Raw genomic sequence first — 25,416 nt, forward strand, 5'->3', positions numbered from 1 at the left:
GTTTCGATTTATACGATTAAGAAAGTGTACATGCTTTCTAAATCCCCGGGGGTAACAAAAGCTCAGCCAAGGTCTAACTTGGCTAGCTCGTTTCCCTGCACATAAATAAGGAAAAGCATTCAACCCCAAAAAGTGAAAGGAGGAGATAAGGATGCTAGTTACATTGTTTATTCTTTTCAACGGTTGGATCCTTTATATGTTGATGAAACCGGCTGAAGAAAGCCTGCCACAAGAATTTGCAGCAGATGATGCACACCGACAAGTTGAAGTTGCCTCCTTACATCATGGAAAAAAGATCATAGAGGTTGATGCCAAACCTTTGAAAAATGGCGATAACGAGGCGAGGAAATTTGAGTAACCCATTCATCCTTCTACCCTTATTCATTTTTGCTGTAACGATATTCGTAATGCTGTGGAAACCTGGCAGAATCAATGAAACCATTCCGACAACGATCGGGGCTATCCTTTTTTTACTCATAGGTGTCGTACCATTAGCGGATCTGCTATCGATCTTCAACATCGTCAGTGGAGCAGCGATCACCATCCTTTCCTCAATCGTCATGTCCATCATTTTAGAGAGTTTGGGCTTCTTCAATTGGGTTGCGTACAATCTTGTAAACCGGGCAAAACAATCTGGACTCAAGCTTTTCATCTATACAACTGTACTCTGTTTTGCGATGACGCTCTTTTTCAACAATGATGGCAGTATCCTCATCACAACCCCGATCATCATCAAGACTGTGAACATGCTTAATTTGAAAAATCACCAGAAAATCGCATACCTCTTGCCAGGGGCTTTGATCGCAACAGCCGCAAGTGCACCTATTGCTGTCAGTAACATCGCAAACCTGATTGCATTGAAAATCGTCGGTCTTGATATAAACAGCTACGTAACACTGATGTTCGTCCCTTCCATGATCGGAATTATGACCATTGCCCTTCTCTTGTATCTGTATTTCAGAAAAGATATTCCGAAAACACTTCCCAATCTGAAATTGAACTTCAAAAACTATGAAGACACGAATCGTTCTTTGCCGCATCCACTATCTCTGCAGTCCGCTTCACCACCAGTTGATTGGGGATTGTTCAAAATTTGTATGGTAATCATTATCGCTACACGCGCAGCCTTTTTCCTGCTGACTCCCTTTGGTATTTCGTTGGAGTTGATTGCCATTGTAGGGGCGATCGCATTAATCGCGGTCCGCTGGTATAAATCAAAGATCGGCGTAGGGGATGTTGTCAAAAAGACGCCGTGGCATATTCTGTTATTTGCATTCAGTATGTATATCCTGGTCTACGGTTTGAAAAACATCGGACTCAACGATATCCTGGTTCATCACCTTTATGAAGTCGTGCAACAGGATCGGTTGTCAGCCATTTTTGCAATGGGGGGTCTGTTGACCGTACTTTCCAACACTTTCAACAATCTTCCTGCAGTGATGATCGGTACATTGACGTTGACGGAGATGAACCTGGACATTCATACGCTTCAAGTTGCGTATCTGGCCAATATCCTCGGCAGTGATATCGGAGCGCTTCTAACCCCAGTAGGAACACTGGCTACTTTGCTCTGGATGTTCATTATACGAGAACATAAGATCCACATCAGCTGGAAGCAATATACGAAGATCGCATTCATTGTCATTCCTTTAGGGTTCTTCATCAGCTTATTAAGCTTGTATTACTGGACGAACTGGATATTCGGCTAAGTCGATTTTAATATCATGATATCTCTGCTTTCTGAATTGAGAAATGGGCAGAGGTATCAAATTTAACTAAAAGGAGGAGGAACATCATGAATAAATATCAACATTACGTTGGCGAAACTGTCGAGCTGACCTTAAGCGGAAAAATTAAACTGAAAGGAATTCTGATTGACACCGGATCGAACATCGTCGTCATTTTTGACGGAAAAGACTACCTTTATGTGCCTTTGGTTCATGTACACCATCTTCACTTCAACTGTGAGGATGAAGAGGAAATAGCGGAACCGAAAGAAGTCCCGATGTGGAATGAAGAGGAAGACACGATATCGCTTCGCAAAATCCTGAACAATGCAAAAGGGATTTTCACAGAGATTTTCGTAACGAGCAATCAATCGGTCCATGGGTATGTCATGAACGTCATGAATGATTACTTCACGTTTTTCTCACCTGTTCATAAGACACTCTATATTCCATTACAGCATTTAAAGTGGCTGATTCCGTATAATCATCAACACAGACCTTATTCATTAGACAGCACCGAGCTTCCTCTGACACCTGCCAACGTTCCATCATCACGCACGTTTGAAGAGCAATGCAAGCGCCATATCGGCAAGGTCACTGTGTTTGACCTTGGGATGCACCCAAATAAAATTGGAAAGCTCGTCAATATCGAAAATGGGCAGCTTGAAGTCGTCATCGCTCGGAATCAAACGATCTACGTCAACATACAGCATATCAAAACTGTCCAATTTCCATAGGAGGAAGCCCAGAAACTTTTCTACGTAAATATTCAATTTAAAGTAGAAAAGTTACATATAGCATGAAAAAAAGCTGCCTGTGGGGGCAGCTTGACATAAGTTTGGAAATGAAACGCTAAAGTTAGGAAAGGGTACTAAAGTTAGAAAATAGCCCCGGGGTCATAACAAATCCGATAGGTGGTCCTTCAGATAACGGTTGCGTTCTTTAATATAGCTCAAGATGAATTCAGGTTCACTGTGGAAATACTTCAAGGTCCTCTTCAGATGAGGATCTTTTTTTACGTGTGGCTCTAGCTGACGGTACATTCGGCTGATGTTCTTACCTAGATAGTTGGTCGTGAACTGGTTTTCAAGGATCTTTTTCATAATGAGGTAGTATTGGTTCCGGAATGCTGGCACATCGAGAAGCCGTGCTGTCAATGTGTTGTAGCCCTCGATCGGAATGTAGTCGTACTCCATCTCGTCACCATGGATATCCCGCCCGAATGTCGCGTCATAGTCCCATGGGATCATTTCGAATAAACCGGTGTCACTGCGACGATACAGTGCATAGTTGTGGATGAAACCGTCAAAGTTCTGTGTGCAGACGACACCAGCAAGCCACCGTAAGTATTTATCGACATCCAGGTAGCGATGGATTTCTGATTCAAAATCCTTCTGAGAAATCGTGTTGATCTGATAGACGAAATCCCCTAGTGCAGCGGTATCTGCGTCGTCCCCTTCCTTTCGGCTGTAGCCTGATTCGAAGCGGCGTTTGATATCCTCTAGGATCGGACTCATCAATGAGAAATTTGCATTGTCATTTTCTGCATAAAAAATTGGTCCTTTTGGCAGATTCCTGCTTTTTAAAAAATAGCGATCCACAGATTCAAGCTGTAAATAAACCCCTTGAAACTCACCATTGATCGTCAACAGAACATGATTTGATTTAGGTGATAGAACACCGATCGACTTGAAGAAATCCAGAGAAAGCTTATTCCGGATCAGTGATTTGTCAATGTATTCCGCATTCAGGTGAAGTTCTTTAACCCCTGACGTCACCTTCGGAAAAATGAATTGATAGGATTTTTTCGTGACCTTGCGGATGTGGGCTCCACGATAAAGAAATTGGATCTCATACTTGTTATCGCCGACCACCAATTCAGCATTTACCGGGTCCTCAGACCAGACGTCCTTTTTAAAACGTTTGTAAACATCATCCTCTATGTGAATTTCATAGCTGGGAATGTCTCTGTTGCTGCTCATCCAATCTTCCTTTACACATTATTCCTTCATGGCACGAATCAGCTTCAGGCGCGCCATACTTTCTTGTTTCCCTGTAACACTATATGAAAATGGTTGGAATATGTACCTGTTTATAAGAGTGCATGACGGGGTATCCATATTTGACTCACAAATTCATCAGACAGAAATTGGAAGTACGTATTTGTCGAAAACACACGAAACACTTCGAAACCTATAAAAAATTAACCTTCTCGAAAGTCAATGCGTCTGGTAGAATTAGGAAGTCGGTTTGGCTCAAAACAAAAACCACTCAATATGGTATGCTGTTGAAGGTATTTATCTAAAGAAGATTTTTAGCGAAATTAGCGATAACCAATAGTTTATTAATGATGATGAAGGTGAAATATATATGCAGGTAGTCTTGTGGATCGTCGGCATTTTGGCGATACTTTTTCTTTCATACGGAATCTTTCCGACTGTGCTGTTACGAATGCTTTCAATAGGCATGGTGAAAAAAGGGGAAATTAATAAAACACTTGCTCTGACGTTTGACGATGGCCCAAATCCGGTCTATACCCCACAAGTGTTGGATTTATTGAAAAAATATGATGTGAAAGCGACCTTTTTTGTCGTTGCTGAAAAAGCTCTTGATCATCCGGATCTTATCAAACGGATGAAACAGGAGGGGCATACGATTGGAGTCCATCATTATCGTCATACAAACAGCTGGTTCCTGACACCATGGTCTACAAAACGAGAAATTAGCAGAAGTGCGGAAATCATCGAAAATCTGACTGGCGTAAAACCGGTTTATTATCGTCCTCCATATGGACGATTCAATTTGTTCACGAATATTTTTGCTAGAGGTTATATAATTGTGCTCTGGTCTGCGATTTTTCAAGATTGGCGAAAAGGACCTGATTCAAGTGGATTACAACAGCGTTTGATCGCCCAGATATCAGAAGGGCAGATCTACCTGCTTCATGATGATGGTGAGGATGCTGGAGCGGATTCAGATGCACCGGCACACATGATCGAAGCACTGAAAAGATTCCTTCCACATGTACGACGCCGTGGATTCCGCTGTGTGTCGTTAGAGGAGCACCTGGGTAAAAAATCAACAGAAGAACAGAAGTGGTCGGTATGAATCAGGAACATATCATGTTTGCCCTTGAAACCTATGGATATTGGATCATACTTGTTACGCTTTTTTGCGGTGTAGTCGGAATTCCTGCACCCGAAGAGACGTTTCTTGTCTTGATTGGCATGCTTACCGCACAACATCATCTGGAGATGTTTTGGACTGGGCTCAGCGCTTTTGGCGGCAGTCTTTCAGGTATGTTGACCGCTTATTTGATCGGTCGGTTTCTTGGCCTTCCTTTCCTGACGAAATATGGACGTTTTTTAAAAGTAACTCCAGCTCGGTGGGAGAGGATGAGTGCCAAATTCCATCGTTATGGGACTTTAACGATTTTATTCGGACTGTTCATTCCAGGTTTGAGACAGCTTGCACCGTATATTGCAGGCACAAGTCGTTATCCATTTGTGGTATATATGGTCTTCTCGATTATCGGCAGTGCACTTTGGGCACTCAGTTATATGATCGTCGGTTTCTTTATCGGCGACCAGATCCCGTTAAACTATCTTCCGTGGGTCGGTGTGGCAGCATTATTGCTCTTCATCGGCACTGTATTGATTAAAAAAAGAAGCGTGAAAGGAGGGAGCAGAGCATGAAGAAAATATTGTTTTTACCGTTGTTCCAAATGCCATCAGGCCATCACCGTGCAGCGGATGCTTTGATTGATTCGATCCAAAACTCGGATGAAAAGATCATTTGCAAAAAAATTGATTTCCTTAGCTATTGGAATGAGCCATTGGAAAAGACGATTGGAAATATGTATTTAAAATGGATCAGCTCGCTCCCAAAAACCTATCATTGGGTATACAAGCGGTTCATGTATGAGCCGAAAGACCAGCAGACTTCCTTGTCGATCGATTATGTGAACATGCTCGGTTTTGAAGAGAAGATGCTCGAATTACTGAAGGAAGAGAAGCCTGATTTGATCGTCTGTACGCATTGTTTCCCTTCCGCGATTGTGAGCCGTTTAAAACGAAAGCATCGGACTTCAATCCCAACTGTGAACGTCTATACAGATTTTTTCGTAAATGGCATTTGGGGAAAAGAAGATATCGATCTCCATCTGGTAAATGATGAATCGATGAAAAGGGTTCTGATGGAACAATACGATGTAAGGGAGGATCAGATTTCAATCACTGGCATTCCGACAAGTGATGATATCGTGTCTTATTCTGAGCGTCACCCGTCCGATAAAAAGCACATCCTTGTTGCAGGCGGAAGCAGCGGTGTCGGGAACATCCTCCCTATGTTGAAAAGTGTTCGAGGAAACGCACGTTACCAATATACCGTTCTATGCGGTAAAAATGATAAGCTTTTCAGAGAATTGAAGTCTTGGAATCTAGCACATATCCAGCCGGTGGGATATATCGATAGCCGCGAAGAGATGAACAGGCTTTACGAACGTGCAGATGCCATCATTACAAAACCAGGAGGCATCACGATCAGCGAGGCTCTGAAAAAACGGTTGATCATATTTGTCCACTCCGCTTTACCAGGACAAGAGCAATATAATCTAAAAGGACTGGAAGAAAAACGACTGATCATACCGCTTGGAGACCAGCAATCTGAACACGAAATTGCACTAATACTTGAAAATGAATGGCGCAGGAAGCAGATTTTCAGCCGGATGGATGAATATCTCGCTTCTGCAGAGAGTTCCGCCAAAACTGAAATCGTCAAATTGATGGACGAACCAGCAATGCTCAGTATCCAACCAGGGTGATCATGAAGGACGACACGAGAAGTCGTCCTTTTTTGTATTTAAAAAAAGTATAAATACTTTTTTCAACATAAGGGCAACGAAGACTCAGCCTGCGCTAAGGCTTGATTTTGCCAAGTTCTCTTTAGATGGAATGCGCAGTGGTTGCAAGCGGTTTGGCCGGATTATGGAGCAAACCCGCCGGATTGTGCTATAAAGTGGCCGGATTAAGCTCCATACCCGCCGGATTATGATATAAAGTGGCCGGAATACCCTCAGATTTGGCCGGATTCCCGGCACCACAAACAATCAAAAAAGGAAAAGGACGACGGTCGTCGTCCTTCCTTACTAGTCTATATTGCTTTTTGCGTTCTTATTTTACCGTTGACTGTACGCATTTGGATTGCCATTCGTGCAAAAACGATGCCGAACAGAGCAAAGACGATGTAGAGGACACCCATCCCGACGCCGCCGATTGCTTCTCCGATAATGATCCCGAGTGCCCCAGCCATTTTTCCGATTTGAAAAACAAATCCATTGAAGGCCATATAAGCGCCACGCTTCGAATCATCGACGATATCAGCAAGAACCGATTGCCGTGTCGGTACATACATCAGTTCCCCGATCGAGAGGACAACTACAGCGAGTGCGAGGGTCATCAAGTCGTTCGAGAATGCTAAAATACCATAGCCAAGTCCGAACAGGATGAATCCGGTATACATGATCGGCTGCTCCGGTTTATTGCGGATCCATTTCGCGACAATTCCCGTGAAAAGCACGATGATGATCGTGTTTTCAACGGTCAGCAGACTCAGAAGTTTCACCCCATCGATCGACATATCAAGTCCGCTAAAGAGCGAGTATGTTTTCGGTATGATCTCCTTTTCCAATCTCACAGCAATGAAATTGTTTCGTTGGAACTCGATCGAGAGCACTGCAATTCCGCCGAGTATGAACAACACGAATGGAATGTCTGTGATGACAGTCTTATAGCTTTGTAAAATCGGCTTGATTCCATATGGCTTCGTTGTCGTGCCTTCCGGCGTGAAGGTTTCATGGATGAGTGTGGAAGTCATCCAGAGTGTGACCAGCGACATCAAAAACAAGGCGAGCAACAACTCGAAAAAGTGCGTTTTATATAAGAAACCTCCAACAATCAATCCAAGCATGAGAGACATGTTCACTGCCCAGTAATTGATTGCGTACATGAAGGCGCGCGTTTCTTTTGTACTGACATCGATCAACATCGCTTCTGCAGCGGGATTGACAAGTCCTGAGGCGATTCCGATGATCGTCATCATGGCAAAGGTCACCCATGGAGAGGTGTACCAAGGTGAGTTGGCGAGAATCATCCCGACAAAGCCGATCACCTTCATCCATTCTCCTGTCACCATCATGCTTTTACGACCTAAAATATCGGCCAGGTAACCGCCATATAGCCCAGCGACGAATTGGATGATGACGTTGATCAATAACAACGTCCCAGCCCAGAAAGCATTGATCGCATTTGTAAAATAGATCGCCATGAACGGAAAAATCATGGACCCGATCAATCTACTTAGAAAAGATGTGTAAATACGTATTCGAATATTCGGATGTAAATCTTTCAACATTACGCTCACTCCCTTATCATTATTTTGCATTTTCGAAAAGGGGATAAAAAGGGTATAATGAAATGAATAATGTCCCCTTTTTCACATTTGAAGAAAGTATAAATACTTTCTTCAATATTAGTGCAGCTAAAGCTCAGCCTGCGCCAAAGGCGTGGCTTTGCCAAGCTTTCTTCAAGGAGGTGTGCGATGAAAGACTTATCCTATTACCAGCTGCGAGCTTTCCTTTATCCCAGGGAAAAAGAAAGAACAGCAGCGTTCAAACTGAGTGAACTTGAACAGGTTTGGTATTGTACGCAGAAAAATGTTAAACGGAAATTGAAAAAGTTCGAGGCGGATAATCTGGTGGACTATGAACCTGGCAGAGGAAGAGGAAATGCTTCTAAAGTAAAATTTCCACTGCCTTTTCAAGAGGAGATCGAAAGGACCGTAACCAATTATGTGGAAGAGGAGCGAATGGATGATCTGATGCATCTTTTGCAGCTTCCGATTCCGAAGTCCTGGACCGCTAACATCTCGGACAAAATCCAAACGCTTTTTGGCGTGCAATCTAAAAGTCCGACGAAAGATGTTTTACGATCGATCTTCAGAAACGAGCTTACTAGTCTCGACCCTGCCCAAGTATCAATCACCTTTGAAAGCTACCTCGTCCAGCAGCTCGGCGACAGTCTCGTTACATACGATTCGAAAAATGACACGATCAAACCGCATCTTGCCCATCACTGGCGGGTGGATGAAGAACATAAAACGTGGAGCTTTTATCTGAGAAAAGGGGTCCGGTTCCATCATCAAGGGATCTTGTCGAGTGAGGATGTCCTTCATACGTTCAATCGGATGAAGCGGGGCTCACCGTATTATTGGATGACAGAAGAAATCGAACGGATTGACTGTCCTTCGCCTTTTATCGTCACGTTCCATTTGAAAAAAGCGAATCCATTTTTCGCGCGGTATCTCAGCACACATAACCTTGCTATTTTACCTGCCGATGTCCAGTTCGATGACAATGAGTGGATCGGGACAGGGCCGTTCAAGCTAAAAGAGAAATCAGAAAAGAAGTTGGTTCTTGAGGCATTCGATCACTATTTCCTGGAGCGGCCATTATTGGATGAGATCGAATTTTGGAACGTGCCGCAACCAACTGTCGGACAGGTCAGCTTTCAAATCGAGGGGGCGAAGGATAGTGAAGTATTTCTCGAGAAAGAAGAGATCGAGGTCGGCTTCAGGTTTTTCGCATTCAATTTCAACCGGCAATCTGCCATCCATCATCCCTCATTCCGGGAAGCAATCTATCATTTGTTGGATGTGAAGCAAATGTATCGTGACCTCGGACGTGGAGAGCCGATAGAGGCATCGAGTTATTTTCATTGGAAATCGGAAGTACCACGCCGGGACCTCACTCGAGTTGAGCAGTTGCTTAGAGAGTCTGGTTACAAAGGGGAGGAGCTTAGCCTTTTTTCGCTTGATTATGCGCGAGCAATTGAAGAGGGTGAATGGCTGATAAGAGAGGCGGGCAGGTACGGGGTACATTTCCGCCACGTTCCTTTCCGGATCGATGATTTCTACTCCTCAGAACTGGAGGAAAAAGCAGATGTGCTTTTCATGGGCGAGGTAGCCTCGCATGATCATCATCTGTCGTTTTTGGGTGCTTTTAAAAATGACGCCTTGTTGTTCCGGCGGTTGTTGGGTAAAGAATATCTTGAAAAGATCGATGGATGGCTGGATAAGTTTAAACAGGAAGCTACAGCTGATGGTCGTGAAAAGTGGATAGAGGAAATTGAAGATTATATAAAAGTGAACCGGCTGTTTCTTTTTATGAATCATCCTGTAAAACGGCGGAGCTACCACCCGATGATCCAGGACGTGCAATTCGCCTCCTTCGGCAACATTGATCTGCGTAAGCTGTGGATTCAGTGATTTTTCTATAGGCACTTTGGGACGGTTTTTTGGTAGGAGGTCGAATTGAGGCAGTTTACGTGTGTTTTCGTGTCCTTTATTTAAGCTGTTTCGAGACAGGGTTTCGATTTGTTCTCTTGCCCCTGTCCCGAATAGAATGGTTATGGGACAGTGTACCGCATTTTCCTCTAGCTCCAGTCCCAAATAGACGGTTATGGGACAGTGTACCGCATTTTCCTCTAGCTCCAGTCCCAAATAGAGCAGTTATGGGACAGTGTACCGCATTTTCCTCTAGCTACAGTCCCAAATAGAGCGGTTATGGGACAGTGTACCGCATTTTCCTGAGTCTCCTGTCCCAAATAGAAGGTTATGGGACAGTGTACCGCATTTTCCTCTAGCTCCTGTCCCAAATAGAGCAGTTATGGGACAGTGTACCGCATTTTCCTGTGTCTCCTGTCCCAAAAGAGCCGTATTCGGACAGAGTACAGCCGTTTTCTCTTGTTTCTTGTATGTGTATGAAGATGATCTAACTCCCACATTCTTTTTTCCTCAAATAAATTTTCTGAGCTCAATTAAGATCAAGAATCTACCTTGAAAACTGCGGAATGCCAAGGGTGACAAGCGCCAATAATCTTGCTCGAAAACTGAAATTCGATATTGACACGTTTTTTGTAGCATGCTAAGATTCAAATAATTTAAAAATTAAATTGATTTTCAACTCTTATCAAGAGAGGCAGAGGGACTGGCCCGATGAAGCCCGGCAACCATCAAACTTCGGTTTGAAAGGTGCTAATTCCTGCGAAGCGTTTGTGCGCTTCGGAAGATGAGAGAGACAAATGTATTTATAATTTGGCCTCTCTGTCTTTATCAGAGAGGCTTTTTAATTTGCAAAAATGTTCAAATCCAAGTAAAGGAGGCATCTGACAGTGGGGAACTCTTTTTATAAAACTGGCTCGGTTCAAATCCCGAATTTCACACTGGAATCCGGTGAAAAACTTGATGAAATCGAGCTTGCCTATGAACGTTGCGGTCCTCGTAATGCCCCAGTCATCCTGGTCTGTCATGCGTTGACCGGCAGTCAATACACAGTCGGTACAAAAGAAGATCCCGGCTGGTGGCATGGTTTAGCTGGTGATGGCAGTTATGTCGATACGAGACGTTATCAGGTCATCACATTCAACGTGCTCGGCGGCTGCAACGGATCAACAGGACCAGCGTCCACGAATCCTGATGATGGTGATACTTATCGAGGAAAGTTCCCTGTTTTAACAGTTCGAGACCTGGTTGAAGTGCAGTTCGTAGCTCTGAATATACTGGGAATCAATCATATGAGAGCGGTCATTGGTGCGTCGCTTGGTGGGATGCAGGTACTTGAATGGGGAGCCATGTATCCGGATTTCATCGACAGCATCTTTCCGATTGCGGTTACACCACAGTTCAGCGATTACGCAATTGCATTCAACCATATTTCGAGTGTGGCAATCCAGCAAGATCCAGCCTGGCGTGAAGGGAAGCTTCCGAAACAAGGTTTGAGTCTGGCGAGGATGATCGGCATGATCACCTACCGATCTGACGTGCTCTTTGAAGAGCGATTCGATCGGAATCATATCAAAAAAGATGGCCAGTCCACCTATGACATTGAATCATACTTATCCTATCAGGGAGAAAAGCTGACCGAGCGTTTTGATGCGGATAGTTATCTCCGACTTCTTGAAGTGATGAACAGCCATGATCTTGGTCGTGAGCGAGGCGGTCTGGAAAATGCGATGCATCATCTTCATGTGCCAGTATTTGCAATCAGTTTTACACGGGATTTGCTCTATCCGCCTGAAAAAATGCGGGAGTTCGTGACAAAGCTCCAACAGCTAGGCGGTGCTGCTGAGTTTTATGAAGTGGATTCAAAATTTGGTCATGATGGATTCCTGGTAGAGTTCGAGAAATGGGGGCATATCATAGAGAATCGATTGGCTCAATTAGCCGTTGCGGATGCGAGATTAGAAGCTTAAGTGATTTATAAAAATAATAATGAGGAGTGATTGAGATGAGTGAAAAGAAAAAGTATCGTTTTGAAACAGTTGGGGTACATGGAGGTCTTGAAGCGGATCCAGTGACAGGAGCGAGAGCATTGCCGATCTATCAGTCGAACGCTTACAAATTCCAGGATACCGACCATGCTGCAAATCTTTTCGGCCTGCAAGAAGAAGGCTATATCTATTCACGGATTGGGAATCCAACGGTCAATGTCGTAGAGGAACGGGTAGCAGAGCTCGAAGGTGGAATCGCTGGACTGGCTTTCGCAAGTGGCATGGCAGCAATTTCCGCTGCGATTTTCAATGTTGCGGAGTCTGGAGATGAAATCGTATCAGCATCCACGTTATACGGCGGGACGTACAATCTGTTTTCAACTACACTCCCGAAACATGGGATCACGACGCATTTCATCGATCCGAAGGAACCGGAAAATTTCCGTCGTGCCATCACTCCGAATACGAAAGCGATTTTTGCCGAAACGCTCGGAAATCCAGGACTGCATGTCCTCGATATTGAAGCGGTCGCGAAAGTCGCGCACGAAGCAGGTATTCCGCTCATCGTCGACAACACACTAGCAACACCTTACTTGTTGAGACCGATTGAACATGGTGCTGATATCGTCGTCCATTCAGCAACGAAATGGCTTGGCGGCAACGGAACAACGATGGGAGGAGTCATTGTCGATGCTGGTAAATTCGATTGGAATTCCCCGAAGTTTCCTGGATTCACAGAACCTGACCACAGTTATAACGGAATCGTGTATGCTGAAGCGCTGCCGGAACTCGCCTTCATCATAAAAGCGCGCGTCCAGCTGTTACGGGATACAGGGGCAGCGTTAAGTCCGTTCAACGCCTTCCAACTGGCACTTGGATTGGAAACGTTGCATGTACGTGTGAAAGAACATGTTGCGAACACTCGGAAAGTCGTTGCGTATCTTGAGGACCATCCGGGAGTCGATTGGGTGCTTTATCCTGAGCAGGAAAACCATCCGTCCAAACAGCTTGCAAATAAATACTTACCGAAAGGCGCTGGTTCCGTGGTCGTTTTCGGGATTAAAGGTGGCCGGGATGCAGGTGCAACGGTGATCAACAATGTCGAGTTGTGGTCACACCTTGCGAATGTTGGAGATGCGAAAAGCCTGATCATCCATCCGGCAAGTACGACCCACCAGCAGCTGCGACCAGAAGAACTCCCATCCACTGGCGTTACAGAAGACCTCATCCGCTTGTCTGTCGGCATCGAGAACGTCGACGATCTGATCGAAGACCTGGAACAAGCGATTGAAGCAGCAACAGGATTAACATCCAAGGTTGAACAAGTGAACAGCTGAGCTTTTTAAAAAAGATGATTACCAAAACGATCACAATGATATAGGAGGGGAAATAGTGGGGAACATTAAAGTTGGGTTGCTTGGATTTGGAACGGTCGGCAGCGGGGTTTATGAAATCATTGAAAACTATCAGGAACGCCTGGAGTCACTTCTTGGCAAGAAGGTGGATTTGGCAGGGATTCTGGTCAATGACATTACGAAGGAAAGAGGAATTGCTCCAGAGATTCTCGTAACAACTGATTTTGACGAAATCCTTGCTATTCCTGATCTCGATGTCGTAATCGAGGCGATTGTCGGGATCGAGCCCGGTTACACATACCTATCGAAAGCGATTGATAAAGGCTGCCATATCATAACTGCGAACAAGGAACTGTTTGCCCATAAGGGGCGTGAACTGAAGCAACAAGCACAAGCGAAGAATGTTGAGATCTCTTATGAAGCATCCGTTGCGGGCGGCGTTCCTGTCATCGGGACCCTCCATCAATTGCTGCAGGTGAATTCTGTCGTGAAGATTGAAGCGATTCTGAACGGCACGTCCAATTACATTCTGAGTGAAATACGCAATGAACGGACAGCTTTTTTGGATGCGTTGCAGTCAGCACAGACCAAGGGATACGCCGAGGCTGATCCATCTAATGATGTAGATGGTTACGACGCCTTTTATAAAATCGTCATCCTAACCGAGTTGTTATTCGGACAGCGCCCTGAGTGGAAATGGATCGAGCGGAAAGGGATAAGGGACATTTCTCTGAACCATATCCAGCTAGCTGAATCGTTCGGTTTCCGGTTAAAGCATGTCGCTTCGCTCGTCTATAAAGATGGTGCGCTGAAAATTGATGTCGAACCGAAAGTCGTTTCAGAAGACCATCCGCTTTATTCTGTGGAAGGCGTTGATAACGCGGTCGTCATCACAGGGGATCTCGTCGGACAGTTGAAGCTGCAGGGTCCCGGCGCTGGGAAGCTCCCGACGGCAAGTGCGATCATCGAGGATCTCGTGAACGTCTTCAATTCAGTCCACCACTCACCGGTCGTAAAAGAGGTGAAGCTCCTGCATGATGTGGATGAGCAAGAACAGACATGGTTCGTAATCGGCAATTCGACTGATCAATTCGAAGGGATTACACTTTTCGAAGAATCGATCATGGATCATCATGATCGGGTTACCGGGAGACTCATCCAGGCGACAGGCCGTGAAATCAAAAAGCTGAAAGCGAAGGACAATGACCTCACCGTCTATCCGTTCTCAGGCACACCAGCACAACCAGTAAAAAAAGCTTTTGCAACAGCATGATAAGATGGACAGTCCGCTCGTTTTTGAAGCGGGCTGTTTTTTCATTAAGGCTGTTTTTCGCAAACTTTGTTGCTTTTGAACGTCGTTGATTTCCGCTCCAGGATGCTCGCTTTCCGCGGGGCGTGCGGTGAGCCCACTCGTCGCCTTGCGACATTGAATGGTCTCACCTGTCCCGCTGATCCCGCAGGAGTCTCGCACCTTGCTCTCCTATCAACTTACACAAGGTGATTTTTAAAAATAACTCAAAAGCAACAGTCTTTTAGAAAAGAGCCTTCATTAAAGAAGTTAGATAGGATATCGGAGCAAATCCAAAAAATTTCGGTGCAGTTAAAAAAGACCTATCTTCAAAATATTGAGGTGAATGAGTTGTAATTTCATCCGAAATATTGGATTATGGATAAGTGTTTAATTATGGTAAAACGTTTCGGGGGATAATATGGAAACAAAAATCAATACGAAAATCATTCTTGTCACCTTCATGATCGGTGCTTTTTTCGCAGTTCTGAACGAGACGCTTCTTAATATCGCATTGACCGAGTTGATGGATGTATTCAATATCAAAGCGCCAACTGTCCAGTGGATGGCCACGGGCTTCATGCTCGTAATGGGTGTGTTGATGCCGATTTCCGCATTACTGATCCAATGGTTCACGACAAGGCAAATGTTCATCGGAGTCATGTCAATCTTTTTAACGGGTACGGTGATTGCCGCTTGTGCATTGAATTTTCCGATGCTGTTGACGGGTCGGATGGTCCAGGCGGTCGGCACGGGCTTGTTGATTCCTGTCATCATGAATGCATTGCTATTACTGTACCCGCCTGAGGTCCGCGGGAGGATCATGGGGACGTTTGGGCTCGTCATCATGTTCGCTCCAGCCATTGGACCTACTCTATCCGGCGTTATCGTCGATTTCTTAGGTTGGCGCTGGCTGTTCATCACAGTCATCCCTTTCGCAGTATTTTCAATTCTGTTTGCAATGAAATACTTGGAGAACGTTGGGGAAATCACTCGCCCCAAGGCTGATGTGCTGTCGATCATCCTATCGACGATCGGAATCGGCGGGATCGTCTATGGGTTCAGCAGTGCAGGGGAAAGCGGAGAAGGCTTTACCTCTTTTAAAATCCTTTTGATCATCGGAATCAGTTTTGCCAGTCTTGTATTCTTTGTGTGGCGGCAATTGAAGATCGATGAGCCGTTGCTTGATGTCAGGGTTTTTGCTTATAAAAATTACGCGATTGGTGTCACGATCTTTGTGGTCGTCATTATGGCGATGTTCGCCTCTGAAATCGTCATGCCGATGTATTTGCAAGGACCTCTCGGATATTCGGCTAAAATTGCAGGCTTATTGCTGTTGCCTGGAGCCTTGCTTAATGGATTGATGTCCCCGGTCATGGGAACGTTGTTTGATAAATTCGGGCCTAGAAAGTTGATCATTCCTGCCTCACTCGTTTTGGTTGGTGTGATGATTTTCTTCAGCAACATCAATCCGTCCATACCGATCTGGTGGTTCATCGTTGCATATATCGTGTTGATGCTGTCGATCTCAGCAATTCTGATGCCAGCACAAACGAATGGACTGAATGAATTACCGAAACATCTGTATCCGCATGGCACAGCGATTGCGAATACGCTCCAGCCGATCGGTGGAGCGCTTGGTGTATCGGTTTTCGTCAGTATCATGAGCCAGGGCCAAACGAGCTATCTTGAAAAACAAACAGGTCAAATCACTCAACAAGTACTGGATAGAGCGATGACAGCGGGTGTACATCACGCCTATTGGTTCGCACTTGCGTTGTGTATCGGAACATTTGTCATTGCACTCTTCATCAGAAAAGCCATAGCACCTGATTTTGAACCAGAAAGACAAAAATAAAGATGATAAAGGCCACCCGCTTACCAACTAGCGGGTGGCCTTTTTTTCTGGATTTGAGAAGTGAACAGATTGAAAGAAAAAATGAACAAAATAATCACAGAAGTGGTCAGATTATGCTTAAAAGTGAACAGATTCATCGAAAAGTGAACAGATTATTTACAAAAGTGAACAGATTAATCTGAGAAGTGAATACAAAAACCTCCGAAGGAAGTGAACAGATTCCCCTGAAAAGTGAATAGATTAATCGCCCTCCCCCACATTTCTCGCAACACTAGTAAACATTTCTTAAGAATTCCTTTACGTTCTCAACAATAACTGATGGATTTTTGTCCAAAAATCCTCCAATTGATCATTTTTTCAGCTTTAAATTTGAAGCAAAAACCGCAAATCTACAATAAAACTACCTCAAATCTAGTAAATAGGTACCTGCATTCCTCGTATCCGCCTATTTTTTAAACTTCCTCAATATGTACTTAACAACTACACTCTATCATTTGTCATGTAAGACATAGAATAAGGAGTGGATAAGGTTGTCAACGAAAATGGATCGAAAAAAATTCCTCACATATCTAGGTACTGGTTCGGTGGCATTAGCTGCTGCCAGCACTGGACTAGACGGAATCGCAGATAAAGTAAATGCACAGCAAGGCAATTTCCACAAACCGAATAAGAAAATACCGAAGATGGGTCCTTTGAAGTTCAAACCGATCGAACCGACAAGCAAGGATGATCTCGTTTTACCTAGAGGGTATTCTTATAACGTCGTTGCGGCTTATGGTGACAAGATCAACACAAAAGGTGACACTTTCGGATTCAACAACGATTTCACATTATTTTTCCCGATTGAAGCTGAAGACGAGCGTGGACTGTTGTGGGTAAACCATGAATACGTCGATGACAAGTTCGTGTTCGGTAAAGAAATAGAAGATGGTTACTCGAAAGCCCAAATTGAAAAAGCCCTCTACAACCAGGGTGGATCAATCATTGAAGTCGTCAAAGGAAATGACGGATGGAAAATGGATACTGCTTCACAATATGCCCGCCGTGTTACTGGTCTGACACCAATTGCCCTGACTGGACCGGCAAAAGGAGCAACAGCGGTCGGAGGTGCTTCGAAAGTACAAGGAACATTTGCGAATTGTTCCGGCGGAAAAACACTTTGGGGCACGTTGCTTACTTGCGAAGAGAACTACGAGGATACTTCAGAAGCAACAAAGCTTGATGAAACACATTACGGCTGGGTCGTTGAAGTCGATCCGTTCGATGAGAAGTTCCAGGTGCGCAAACACACTGCTCTTGGTCGCTTCAACCATGAAAATGCCAGCATGGGACTCTCGAATGATGGTCGTGTCGTCGTTTACATGGGTGATGACAAGAAGGATGCATGTGTGTACAAATTCATCAGCGAAGGGAAATACGATCCGAAGGCTGGAAAAAAGAACGCGAAACTTTTAGAAAAAGGAACGCTATATGTTGCGGATTTCAGTAAAGGCGCGTGGGTGCCGGTCACGATTGAAGAAGTCAAAAAAGCGGCAGCAGATGACAAAGCAGCATTGGACAAGTTCCAGACGCAGGCTGATATCGTCGTCAATTGCCATGATGCAGCGCTTCTCGTTGGTGGTACTCCGACGGATCGTCCTGAAGATGTGGAAATCAGCCCGTTTGATGGAACAATCTTCATTGCTCATACAAACAATGATAATCACGGAAACATGCACGGTCACATCACGCGATTTTTCGAAAAGAATGAAGATCACGGTTCGCTTGAATTCCAATTCTCGATTTTTACGGCAGGTGGGATCCAGAGCGGGTTCAGCGCGCCGGATAATCTGACATTTGATGAAGATGGAAACCTTTGGACTGTTACTGATATCTCAAGCAGCAAGCTGAACAGTACGATTTGGGAGCCTTTCGGGAACAACGGCATGTTCGCAATCCCGACACATGGGCAAGATGAAGGTGTTGCGTACCAGTTCGCTTCAGCCCCGGTTGAAGCAGAGTTGACAGGTCCATCATTCACACCAGATGAGAAAACATTATTTCTATCCATTCAGCACCCAGGTGAAGAAACCGAAGACCTTTCAAAACCGACAAGCAAGTGGCCACACCGAGCAGGGGATTCAATGCCACGTCCAGGTGTTGTCGCAATCACAGGCTTTTAATAGAAAGGAGAATGAATCATGCCATTCAATATCGGAATTCCAGGATTGATCCTGATCTTGATCATTGCACTCGTCATTTTTGGGCCAGCTAAATTGCCAGAAATCGGACGCGCATTCGGAAACACTTTGAAAGAATTCAAAAACGCAACGAAGGATCTCGTCTCTTCAGATGACACCAGCGCAAAAGAAAAGAAAAATTAACTTCTGGGAGAAAAGAGGGCATCCTCTTTTCTTCTTTTATCCTTAAAGAAAGCATAAATATTTTCTTCAGTATACGTGCACAAGCTGGTGGCTTCAGAAGCAATACACCGCACGAAGGAAAAGCAAATGCTTTTTCGAGGAACGAATGGCTCAGCCATCACTAAGGCTTGGCTTTACCAAGTTTTCTTTATAAGTAGAAAGGAGCTGAGAAGATGGCTCAAGAATTGGAACTGGTCGACCATCTTGACGAGTTGAGGAAACGGATCCTTATTGTCGGGGCAAGTTTCCTAGCATTTTTCATAGTAGGATTCATTTTCGTAGAGCAAATCTATCAATGGCTTGTAAGAGATTTGAACACGGAGCTCGCCTTGCTCGGTCCGACTGATATTCTTTGGATCTATTTTAAAATTGCCGGAGTGGTGGCGATCAGCCTCACAATCCCGATGGCTGCCTATCATACGTGGCGATTCGTCGTTCCGGCTTTAGAGGCAACCCAGCAGAAGGCGACGTTGATGTTGATTCCTGCATTATTCCTATTGTTCATTGTCGGGATCGGATTCGGTTATGCGATTGTTTTTCCAACGGTGCTTAATTTCCTGCAAGGATTATCAGATGACGGTTTCCAGATGTTCTATACGACAGAAAAATATTTCAATTTCCTTTTTCAAATGACGGTGCCATTCGGGTTCCTGTTTGAAATGCCTGTCGTCGTCCTTTTCCTGACAGCGCTAGGAATATTGAACCCTGCACGCCTGAAAAAATCAAGGAAAATCAGCTATTTCGTCTTTACGGTTCTAGCAGTGGTACTGACACCGCCAGACTTTTTGTCCGATATCTTAGTGCTCGTCTGTCTTGTCGTTTTATTCGAAATCAGTATCACAATCTCTGCTTTCGTCTATCGGAAAAAATTAAAGCGTGAACAAGAATGGAATGCGGATTACTAAATGGATACACTGGACAATTCACGCCAAGACGCAAGTGGTTTCACACACGAAATCACCTGCGTTTTTTTGTGTGTGGAAAAAACAGCTCAAATAATATCTCAAGTTACACGGTGGAAATAACTATACAGTGTTTGAATCAAATGAACTGGAATTATATGTTAAGATAAAAGTGCAATGCAACCGGAGCGCTATTCCGGAAAAGGCAGTTTTCTGGAATAAGAGGTTTCTTTATTTATCACAAATGGGCCAGATTGTAGAATAACCCTAAAAAGAATTTATGTATTTAGGTTAAATTATATAGAAAAAGGGTGTTCTATGGGGAATGGGACTCCGATAAGATTTTTCCATACGTTTATCTCTTTAAAATAATTTTTACATATTAACTTGACCCTTACGTCACGTAATGGTTTATATTAAAGCCACCGGTAATTAATAGTCGCGCGAAATGAGGGGATGATCATTGCAGGTAAGAAATATTGGAAAGTTGGGGAACTTGCCACATTAACAGGGTTAACCGTTCGAACATTACGGTAGTATGATCAAATTGGCTTGTATTCTCCATCTGGATATTCTAACTCAGGATACAGGTTGTATAACGAATCCGACCTTTCACGTCTACAACAAATTCTCGCATTAAAGGAACTAGGTTTATACTCGATGAAGTTAAATCGATTCTAGCTGATCACAATTACAGTCCATTCGAAATTGTATCGCTTCAAATCGATCGACTTAGAGAACATATCAGAATTCAACAGAAGCTTTTAAAAGAATTACAAAATGTATCGAGTCTGGTGGAAATGGAAGAGCCGTTGACGGTTGAGGATTTCACAAAATTATTAAGCTTGATGAAAAAGAATCATGAAAATTTTTTTACTGAACGAGGATAAAGTATGGTGCACCACTTCGACAGGCTTGACGACTTTCTCTCAAAGCATTCAAATGAACCAAACTAAATGGATCTTGATGAAACACGTATATCGGTATCCGTGACCACGGTGGAGTTCAAGAATGCAGAAGCTGGTACTCAGCTTATCTACACCGAGCAAGGAGTCTTCCTCGACGACCATGATACCGCAGCTCAGCGTGAACACGGCACGAAGGTCATGCTGGACAAACTGGGCGAGTATCTACAGAAAGAGTCAACAGTGGAGAAAAATTAATGACGAATAATATGACCAGGTCTAACCAGCAGGAGGGCATATGGGAGTGGATCGGACTGGCCGTACTGGTTTTGGCACTACCATATTTGAGCGTATACCTGGGTGCCAGTAGTATTGATAGTTAGAAATCAAAGAGTTGCTGTCTTAGAAGTATGAAAAACTTTGACAGTTACTACACAACGACAAGGAGTTGATTTTATGAAGTTTCTCCTCACATCAGGAGGCATCAATAATAAAAGCATTCACGATGCGCTGGTTGAAATGCTGGGTAAACCGATCGCCGAATCCAACGCCCTGTGTATCCCAACCGCGATGTACGGACACCCCTGGGTCGGTCCTGGCGTTAAAGCCTGGGAGTTTATCAGCGGAAATTCCGGGGGGAATCCTATGGTCGACTTAGGTTGGAAGTCCGTCGGCGTGCTGGAACTCACAGCGCTGCCAAGCATTGACGAAGACCGCTGGGTTCCGCTGGTTCGGGAGACGGACGTTCTACTTGTGTCGGGCGGTGACGCCCTTTACCTGTGCCACTGGATGCGGCAATCCGGGCTGGCAGACCTCTTGCAGTCACTGCACGCAGTCTATGTGGGAATGAGTGCTGGGAGCATGGTGATGGCACCAAACATCGGGGAATTCTTCGTTGGCTGGACTCCACCCAACGGTGCTGATAATACGCTGAGTCTGGTCGATTTTGCAATGTTCCCTCATCTGGATCACGAGATGCTACCGCATAACACGATGGCTGCTGCAGAGAAATGGGCAGCCGGGATGCAGGGGCCGGCGTATGCCATAGACGATGAAACCGCCATCAAAGTGATTGACGGAGCAGTCGAAGTTGTTTCCGAAGGGCATTGGAAGCTGTTTTTGCCTTGATATTACTCCTCCGCTAAAAATATAAAAACGTAGGCGAGATTCATTGTGTTGCAATTTAGAGAGGATTGTATAGGTTTCTTATCAATAATTGTGAAGGGTTTCACTTAAGCTAACTGGTGCGTTGATCTAATAAGGATTAACGCCTTTTTTAATGGAACTTATTAAACAAATGGGCAGGATTGTTGAAGAAGGAATGCAGATGGGGCCTAACGGACAGGATTTGTGACAAAAAAGCCAATTTCAGTATGCTAACGGACACCAGAGGCGTTATTCGTAAAAAAGTCTATTGTTCTTGATGATTTTGGAGCAAATAATGTCTCCTGTGTCCGTTAGATTTTGTAAGCACATGTATTTCTAAAAATAAAGTCCTCTGTGTCCGTTAGGTTTTATAATTGAGTCATTCTTCCTCAATCGGGGGCAATTCTGGAAGAAGGTGTCTGTTTTCCACATTAGAGGGATACTATTTAAAATGTGAATTGATTTATTGAGGTAAATGTACAGCTTACTCTAATAAGAAACTTGTATTTCCCAATTATCTAGTGATTAGATTGGAAAATTACCTGGTTAAGAGAAAAGGGTGGTGATTGTAATAGGGAATTTAAGTTCAGGTTATGGTCTTGACCCTAATGGATTTATAGTAAGTGATGTTAGTAAAGACAAAATTGAGGATGTCTATGTGCCTTGCATAGAAGAATCTGTCGAAAGTCTTGAAAGTTTGTTCCATAATCAATTGCATAGTGTTTATTTGTATGGCAGTGTAGCCAGAGGAGAAGCGGTTCTAAATAAATCTGATTTAGACATGATCGCTATGTTTGATACCAAACTGAGTTCCGTTAAGTTGGATGAATTAAAGAAACTTGCTGGAGAACTGTCTCAAAAGTATCGTTCTCTAGTTAGTGATGTGGGTATAGCTACAGCATATTATGACTATATGGTTGACCCCTCAAATTATTATGAAAGTGCATTTCTTAAGGAACTCTGTGTTTGTGTGTACGGAGAGGATGTCGGAAAACGATTTGATCCGTATAAACTTACAGCAGAGATCGCAATCAGTTTTAATGGTGATATTTATGAGGTTCTTAATCGTACGTTAAAAAGGTTGGAGACAGCCTCTGAAAAAGATTTTAAAAAATACTCGCAAGGCTTTGCTCGTAAACTTATTCGAACATACTATTCCATGGTGATGGCTCGTTCTCAGATTTGGACGACACGACTTCATGAGCAATCTGAAGTCTTTATCCACCACTTCCCAGAAAAAGAATCAATCATCCGTACCCTGCTAAATTGGATAGATGAACCGCCTACAGACCGTGAGGCTGTATATGAGTTTTTTAAGTACGAGGGTGAATGGGTTTGTGCGAACTTTGCACATGAAGCCAATATTTCTTCTTAACCCAATGGGTGGGTATAGTCTAACCATTTCTAGATTTGGTTAAGTTCACAATTAGTTGAGTTTTAGGTGTTCCCTCCTTCTGGGTAGTAGAGGCATAATCTCTCTTGTATCCGTTCAAAAATTTCTTCTGGCATTTCCCTGACCTTGATATCTCCACCCAGGAATAGTAGCCAATTTGTCATTTCGGACATTTCTTCGGGACGATTAACATTGACAAAAGTCTTTAGGATGGCTGTAGTTTGGTAAGGATTCGTATAGGAAATTGAAACTTTTATAGGATGGTATTTTTTGAACTGGGCAATCGCTTTTGGACCAAATTCCAGGGCAAGATTGACTACTTGTTCCTGCTTACTTAGTTTTTCTACTATCTTTTTCTTACTTGATCTTTTTTTCGTCAAGTAGGGCTCGACATCGATGAGATGGTCGACAGGGAAAATCTGCTTCGTTTCTTCCTTCAAATCAAAGCCTTCAATCAACCAAAAGCTTTTTTCATGATAAAGGTGCAAGAGATAAACTGGATAAGATTTTATTACCTTCTCTTCTTTGATAGTAATCAATAAATAGCGATCCGAAAGAATGAGTTGGATGAGTTTTTCTAACATCGGATGAGGGAGGTCTGTAAGGTCAAGCAGGTCGGGATTATAGGGGTTGGTACCTGCAAAAAGCAAGATTTGATTTAAAAGGACAAGGTCATCTTGCTGGGTTTCTGAGATAAGGCCAAGTAATTTTTCAGCTAAGGACTGACGACTCTTAAGATAGGGGAGTTGTTGATTTCTTGTGGCCATAAAAGCAATAAAAAGAGCTTTGACCTCACTATCGGTAAAGTGGACATCGGGCAGGACAGAGTTGGGCATGACAAAATAGCCCCCATCCCTACCAACTTCAGCGACAAGAGGCATCCCCATGGACTCGATTTCTCTGATATCCCTGATAGCGGTCGAACGAGAGATGTTAAATTCTTGCATGATTTCAGAAATGGTAAAATGGGCGCGGTTGTTGATGTAACGCATAATGGTATTAATCCGTTCAACTTTTTTCATAAGGACCTCAAAACAGTGTCATTTTTTGACATGATTTAAGACTATGATATACCTATCAAGTGAAGAACACAATTCATTTGATAAATCTTAAAAAGAGGAAGGTTTTGAATATGGCTAATTTTAACCTGGAAGAAAAAGACAGCTTTACCGTTGTAGGTTTAGGAACTGAGATTAAGAGTGATTACACAGACTTTGGTGGCGTAAACAAGGAAAAGGCAGATTTTTGGCAAGCCGTCAGTCAAGATGGAAGATTTGATCATTTAAAGTCTATCGCAAAAAATGACTACATTTTTGCCGTGAACGAAGCAGTTAATAACAAGATGATGCATTATGCAGGTGTCATGACTGAGGCATCGCCACCAGAAGAAGCCAGAGTGATCCAATTTCCTAAGGGAGAATACCTGGTCGTCAAAGGGGAAGGGAAGACACCTGATGAACTGAATGTTACGCTTACTGGCATTGCCTTTGGTGAAGTCTTGCCAGAAGTAGAGGGTTTTTCCTATGTTGGTGGACCGAATGCGACGGTCGAGATGGGGGAGCGGAACGGTTTGGTATTTGGTGAAATGTGGATTCCTGTAGTCAGGAAATAAAAAATAAAGGGGGAGATGGAAATGTCCTATGCTGTTGATTTTAAAAATGTATCTGCAGTTGGCTTAGAGTCCTCACCTGTAGTAGAAAAGCTTGCTGGTTTGCGTGCGAATGAAGCCCGTTACTTCATGAACAAATACAAGCATGACTTTACGGTTGTGCCAGCTAGCGAAAGCCAGGAGACCCTTGATTATGTGAACCGGATTTTGAAAGAAGAACGTGATATTGAGTTTGCTGCAAAACCTTTGGAAACGTCACGTTTTCAAATAGAAAATATCAAATTCGCCTACGTCTTTTATGAGGATGGTCTTGGGGTCAACGTGATGTATAACGTTGATGACCCTAAAAAGCGGGCTGTTGGTATTAAGCTTTCTGAGGGGATGGAGGTACCGAAGGAGTTAGAAGGGAAGTTTAAATTTGCAAGACAGAAGTCTAAATTAGCTGGAACAATTCGGGGCTCCTTTTTTGTCATTAAAGGAGAATATTAAAGCAAGCAATAGCGAGG

At 43.8% G+C, this 25,416-nt stretch carries 22 protein-coding genes, 1 pseudogene and 1 riboswitch; of the genes and pseudogenes, 20 read left to right on the forward strand and 3 right to left on the reverse strand.

From position 1 onward, the window contains the following. Nucleotides 1-151: 151 nt before the first annotated feature. The 3 genes from ACTWQL_RS12840 (at nt 152) to ACTWQL_RS12850 (ending at nt 2,464) form a co-directional block, all read left to right on the forward strand. Nucleotides 152-358: a hypothetical protein gene (locus tag ACTWQL_RS12840; RefSeq protein ID WP_443142836.1), complete on the forward strand. Its 207-nt coding sequence runs from the start codon at nt 152-154 to the stop codon at nt 356-358. Beyond that, nucleotides 351-1,709 (forward strand): arsenic transporter, encoded by a 1,359-nt coding sequence (locus tag ACTWQL_RS12845; RefSeq protein ID WP_443142837.1) that lies wholly within the window; start codon nt 351-353, stop codon nt 1,707-1,709. The genes ACTWQL_RS12840 and ACTWQL_RS12845 overlap by 8 nt, the downstream gene beginning before the upstream one ends. An 86-nt stretch (nt 1,710-1,795) precedes the next feature. After that, nucleotides 1,796-2,464: a DUF2642 domain-containing protein gene (locus ACTWQL_RS12850; RefSeq protein ID WP_443142838.1), complete on the forward strand. Its 669-nt coding sequence runs from the start codon at nt 1,796-1,798 to the stop codon at nt 2,462-2,464. Between the two features lie 159 nt (nt 2,465-2,623). On the opposite strand, the gene ACTWQL_RS12855 is transcribed toward ACTWQL_RS12850, so the two are convergent. Continuing rightward, entirely contained in the window at nt 2,624-3,709 is a 1,086-nt protein-coding gene (locus tag ACTWQL_RS12855; RefSeq protein ID WP_443142839.1) for a CotH kinase family protein, read from the reverse strand. Between the two features lie 388 nt (nt 3,710-4,097). Here ACTWQL_RS12855 and ACTWQL_RS12860 point away from each other — a divergent pair, with 388 nt between their 5' ends. From ACTWQL_RS12860 to ACTWQL_RS12870, 3 genes are read left to right on the forward strand one after another with little or no spacing between them, the layout of a single operon-like run. Beyond that, nucleotides 4,098-4,835: a polysaccharide deacetylase family protein gene (locus ACTWQL_RS12860; RefSeq protein WP_443142840.1), complete on the forward strand. Its 738-nt coding sequence runs from the start codon at nt 4,098-4,100 to the stop codon at nt 4,833-4,835. Continuing rightward, nucleotides 4,832-5,422, forward strand: a complete 591-nt coding sequence (locus ACTWQL_RS12865) for a DedA family protein (protein ID WP_443142841.1) — start codon at nt 4,832-4,834, stop codon at nt 5,420-5,422. The genes ACTWQL_RS12860 and ACTWQL_RS12865 overlap by 4 nt, the downstream gene beginning before the upstream one ends. Then, nucleotides 5,419-6,549: an MGDG synthase family glycosyltransferase gene (locus tag ACTWQL_RS12870; protein WP_443142842.1), complete on the forward strand. Its 1,131-nt coding sequence runs from the start codon at nt 5,419-5,421 to the stop codon at nt 6,547-6,549. Before ACTWQL_RS12865 ends, ACTWQL_RS12870 begins: the two co-directional genes overlap by 4 nt. A gap of 329 nt (nt 6,550-6,878) precedes the next feature. Here the strand turns inward: ACTWQL_RS12870 and ACTWQL_RS12875 are convergent, their stop codons facing one another. Further along, entirely contained in the window at nt 6,879-8,138 is a 1,260-nt protein-coding gene (locus tag ACTWQL_RS12875; protein WP_443142843.1) for an MDR family MFS transporter, read from the reverse strand. Between the two features lie 186 nt (nt 8,139-8,324). Here ACTWQL_RS12875 and ACTWQL_RS12880 point away from each other — a divergent pair, with 186 nt between their 5' ends. From ACTWQL_RS12880 to ACTWQL_RS12935, 12 genes and pseudogenes are all read left to right on the forward strand, one after another. Further along, a complete protein-coding gene (locus tag ACTWQL_RS12880) occupies nt 8,325-10,049 on the forward strand; it encodes an ABC transporter substrate-binding protein (RefSeq protein ID WP_443142844.1) in 1,725 nt (574 codons plus the stop codon). A gap of 697 nt (nt 10,050-10,746) precedes the next feature. Then, nucleotides 10,747-10,858, forward strand: a riboswitch (SAM riboswitch). A 96-nt stretch (nt 10,859-10,954) separates the two neighbouring features. Beyond that, nucleotides 10,955-12,034 (forward strand): homoserine O-acetyltransferase MetX, encoded by a 1,080-nt coding sequence (metX, locus tag ACTWQL_RS12885; protein ID WP_443142845.1) that lies wholly within the window; start codon nt 10,955-10,957, stop codon nt 12,032-12,034. A gap of 35 nt (nt 12,035-12,069) precedes the next feature. Next, nucleotides 12,070-13,389, forward strand: coding sequence for an O-acetylhomoserine aminocarboxypropyltransferase/cysteine synthase family protein (locus tag ACTWQL_RS12890; RefSeq protein WP_443142846.1), 1,320 nt, complete (start codon nt 12,070-12,072; stop codon nt 13,387-13,389). Nucleotides 13,390-13,444: 55 nt separating this feature from the next. Further along, nucleotides 13,445-14,680 (forward strand): homoserine dehydrogenase, encoded by a 1,236-nt coding sequence (locus ACTWQL_RS12895; protein WP_443142847.1) that lies wholly within the window; start codon nt 13,445-13,447, stop codon nt 14,678-14,680. A 436-nt stretch (nt 14,681-15,116) separates the two neighbouring features. Further along, a complete protein-coding gene (locus tag ACTWQL_RS12900) occupies nt 15,117-16,553 on the forward strand; it encodes an MDR family MFS transporter (protein WP_443142848.1) in 1,437 nt (478 codons plus the stop codon). A 542-nt stretch (nt 16,554-17,095) separates the two neighbouring features. Further along, on the forward strand, nt 17,096-18,715 hold the full coding sequence (locus ACTWQL_RS12905; protein WP_443142895.1) for a PhoX family protein: 1,620 nt from the start codon (nt 17,096-17,098) through the stop codon (nt 18,713-18,715). 18 nt (nt 18,716-18,733) lie between these two features. After that, on the forward strand, nt 18,734-18,916 hold the full coding sequence (gene tatA, locus ACTWQL_RS12910; RefSeq protein WP_236312303.1) for a twin-arginine translocase TatA/TatE family subunit: 183 nt from the start codon (nt 18,734-18,736) through the stop codon (nt 18,914-18,916). A 212-nt stretch (nt 18,917-19,128) separates the two neighbouring features. Beyond that, nucleotides 19,129-19,860, forward strand: a complete 732-nt coding sequence (gene tatC, locus ACTWQL_RS12915) for a twin-arginine translocase subunit TatC (RefSeq protein WP_443142849.1) — start codon at nt 19,129-19,131, stop codon at nt 19,858-19,860. 453 nt (nt 19,861-20,313) lie between these two features. Then, nucleotides 20,314-20,813 (forward strand): annotated as a pseudogene (locus ACTWQL_RS12920) (MerR family transcriptional regulator). After that, entirely contained in the window at nt 20,814-21,020 is a 207-nt protein-coding gene (locus ACTWQL_RS12925; RefSeq protein WP_443142850.1) for an SRPBCC domain-containing protein, read from the forward strand. A 198-nt stretch (nt 21,021-21,218) separates the two neighbouring features. Beyond that, nucleotides 21,219-21,890, forward strand: a complete 672-nt coding sequence (locus ACTWQL_RS12930; RefSeq protein WP_443142851.1) for a Type 1 glutamine amidotransferase-like domain-containing protein — start codon at nt 21,219-21,221, stop codon at nt 21,888-21,890. A 580-nt stretch (nt 21,891-22,470) separates the two neighbouring features. After that, nucleotides 22,471-23,283 carry a nucleotidyltransferase domain-containing protein gene (locus tag ACTWQL_RS12935; protein WP_443142852.1) on the forward strand — a complete coding sequence of 271 codons (813 nt, stop codon included), beginning with the start codon at nt 22,471-22,473 and terminating at the stop codon, nt 23,281-23,283. Between the two features lie 62 nt (nt 23,284-23,345). On the opposite strand, the gene ACTWQL_RS12940 is transcribed toward ACTWQL_RS12935, so the two are convergent. Beyond that, nucleotides 23,346-24,323 (reverse strand): helix-turn-helix transcriptional regulator, encoded by a 978-nt coding sequence (locus ACTWQL_RS12940; protein ID WP_443142853.1) that lies wholly within the window; start codon nt 24,321-24,323, stop codon nt 23,346-23,348. 110 nt (nt 24,324-24,433) lie between these two features. On the opposite strand from ACTWQL_RS12940, the gene ACTWQL_RS12945 reads away from it, so the two are divergent. Next, the gene (locus ACTWQL_RS12945) at nt 24,434-24,913 is read left to right on the forward strand and encodes a GyrI-like domain-containing protein (protein ID WP_443142854.1); all 480 of its coding nucleotides are present in this window, start codon (nt 24,434-24,436) and stop codon (nt 24,911-24,913) included. 21 nt (nt 24,914-24,934) lie between these two features. After that, complete coding sequence (locus ACTWQL_RS12950; protein WP_443142855.1) at nt 24,935-25,399, forward strand: phage tail protein; 465 nt, start codon at nt 24,935-24,937, stop codon at nt 25,397-25,399. The last annotated feature ends 17 nt before the right edge of the window (nt 25,400-25,416 follow it).

This window comes from Pseudalkalibacillus sp. R45 (assembly GCF_052246725.1).
Taxonomy (GTDB): Bacteria; Bacillota; Bacilli; order Bacillales; family Fictibacillaceae; genus Pseudalkalibacillus.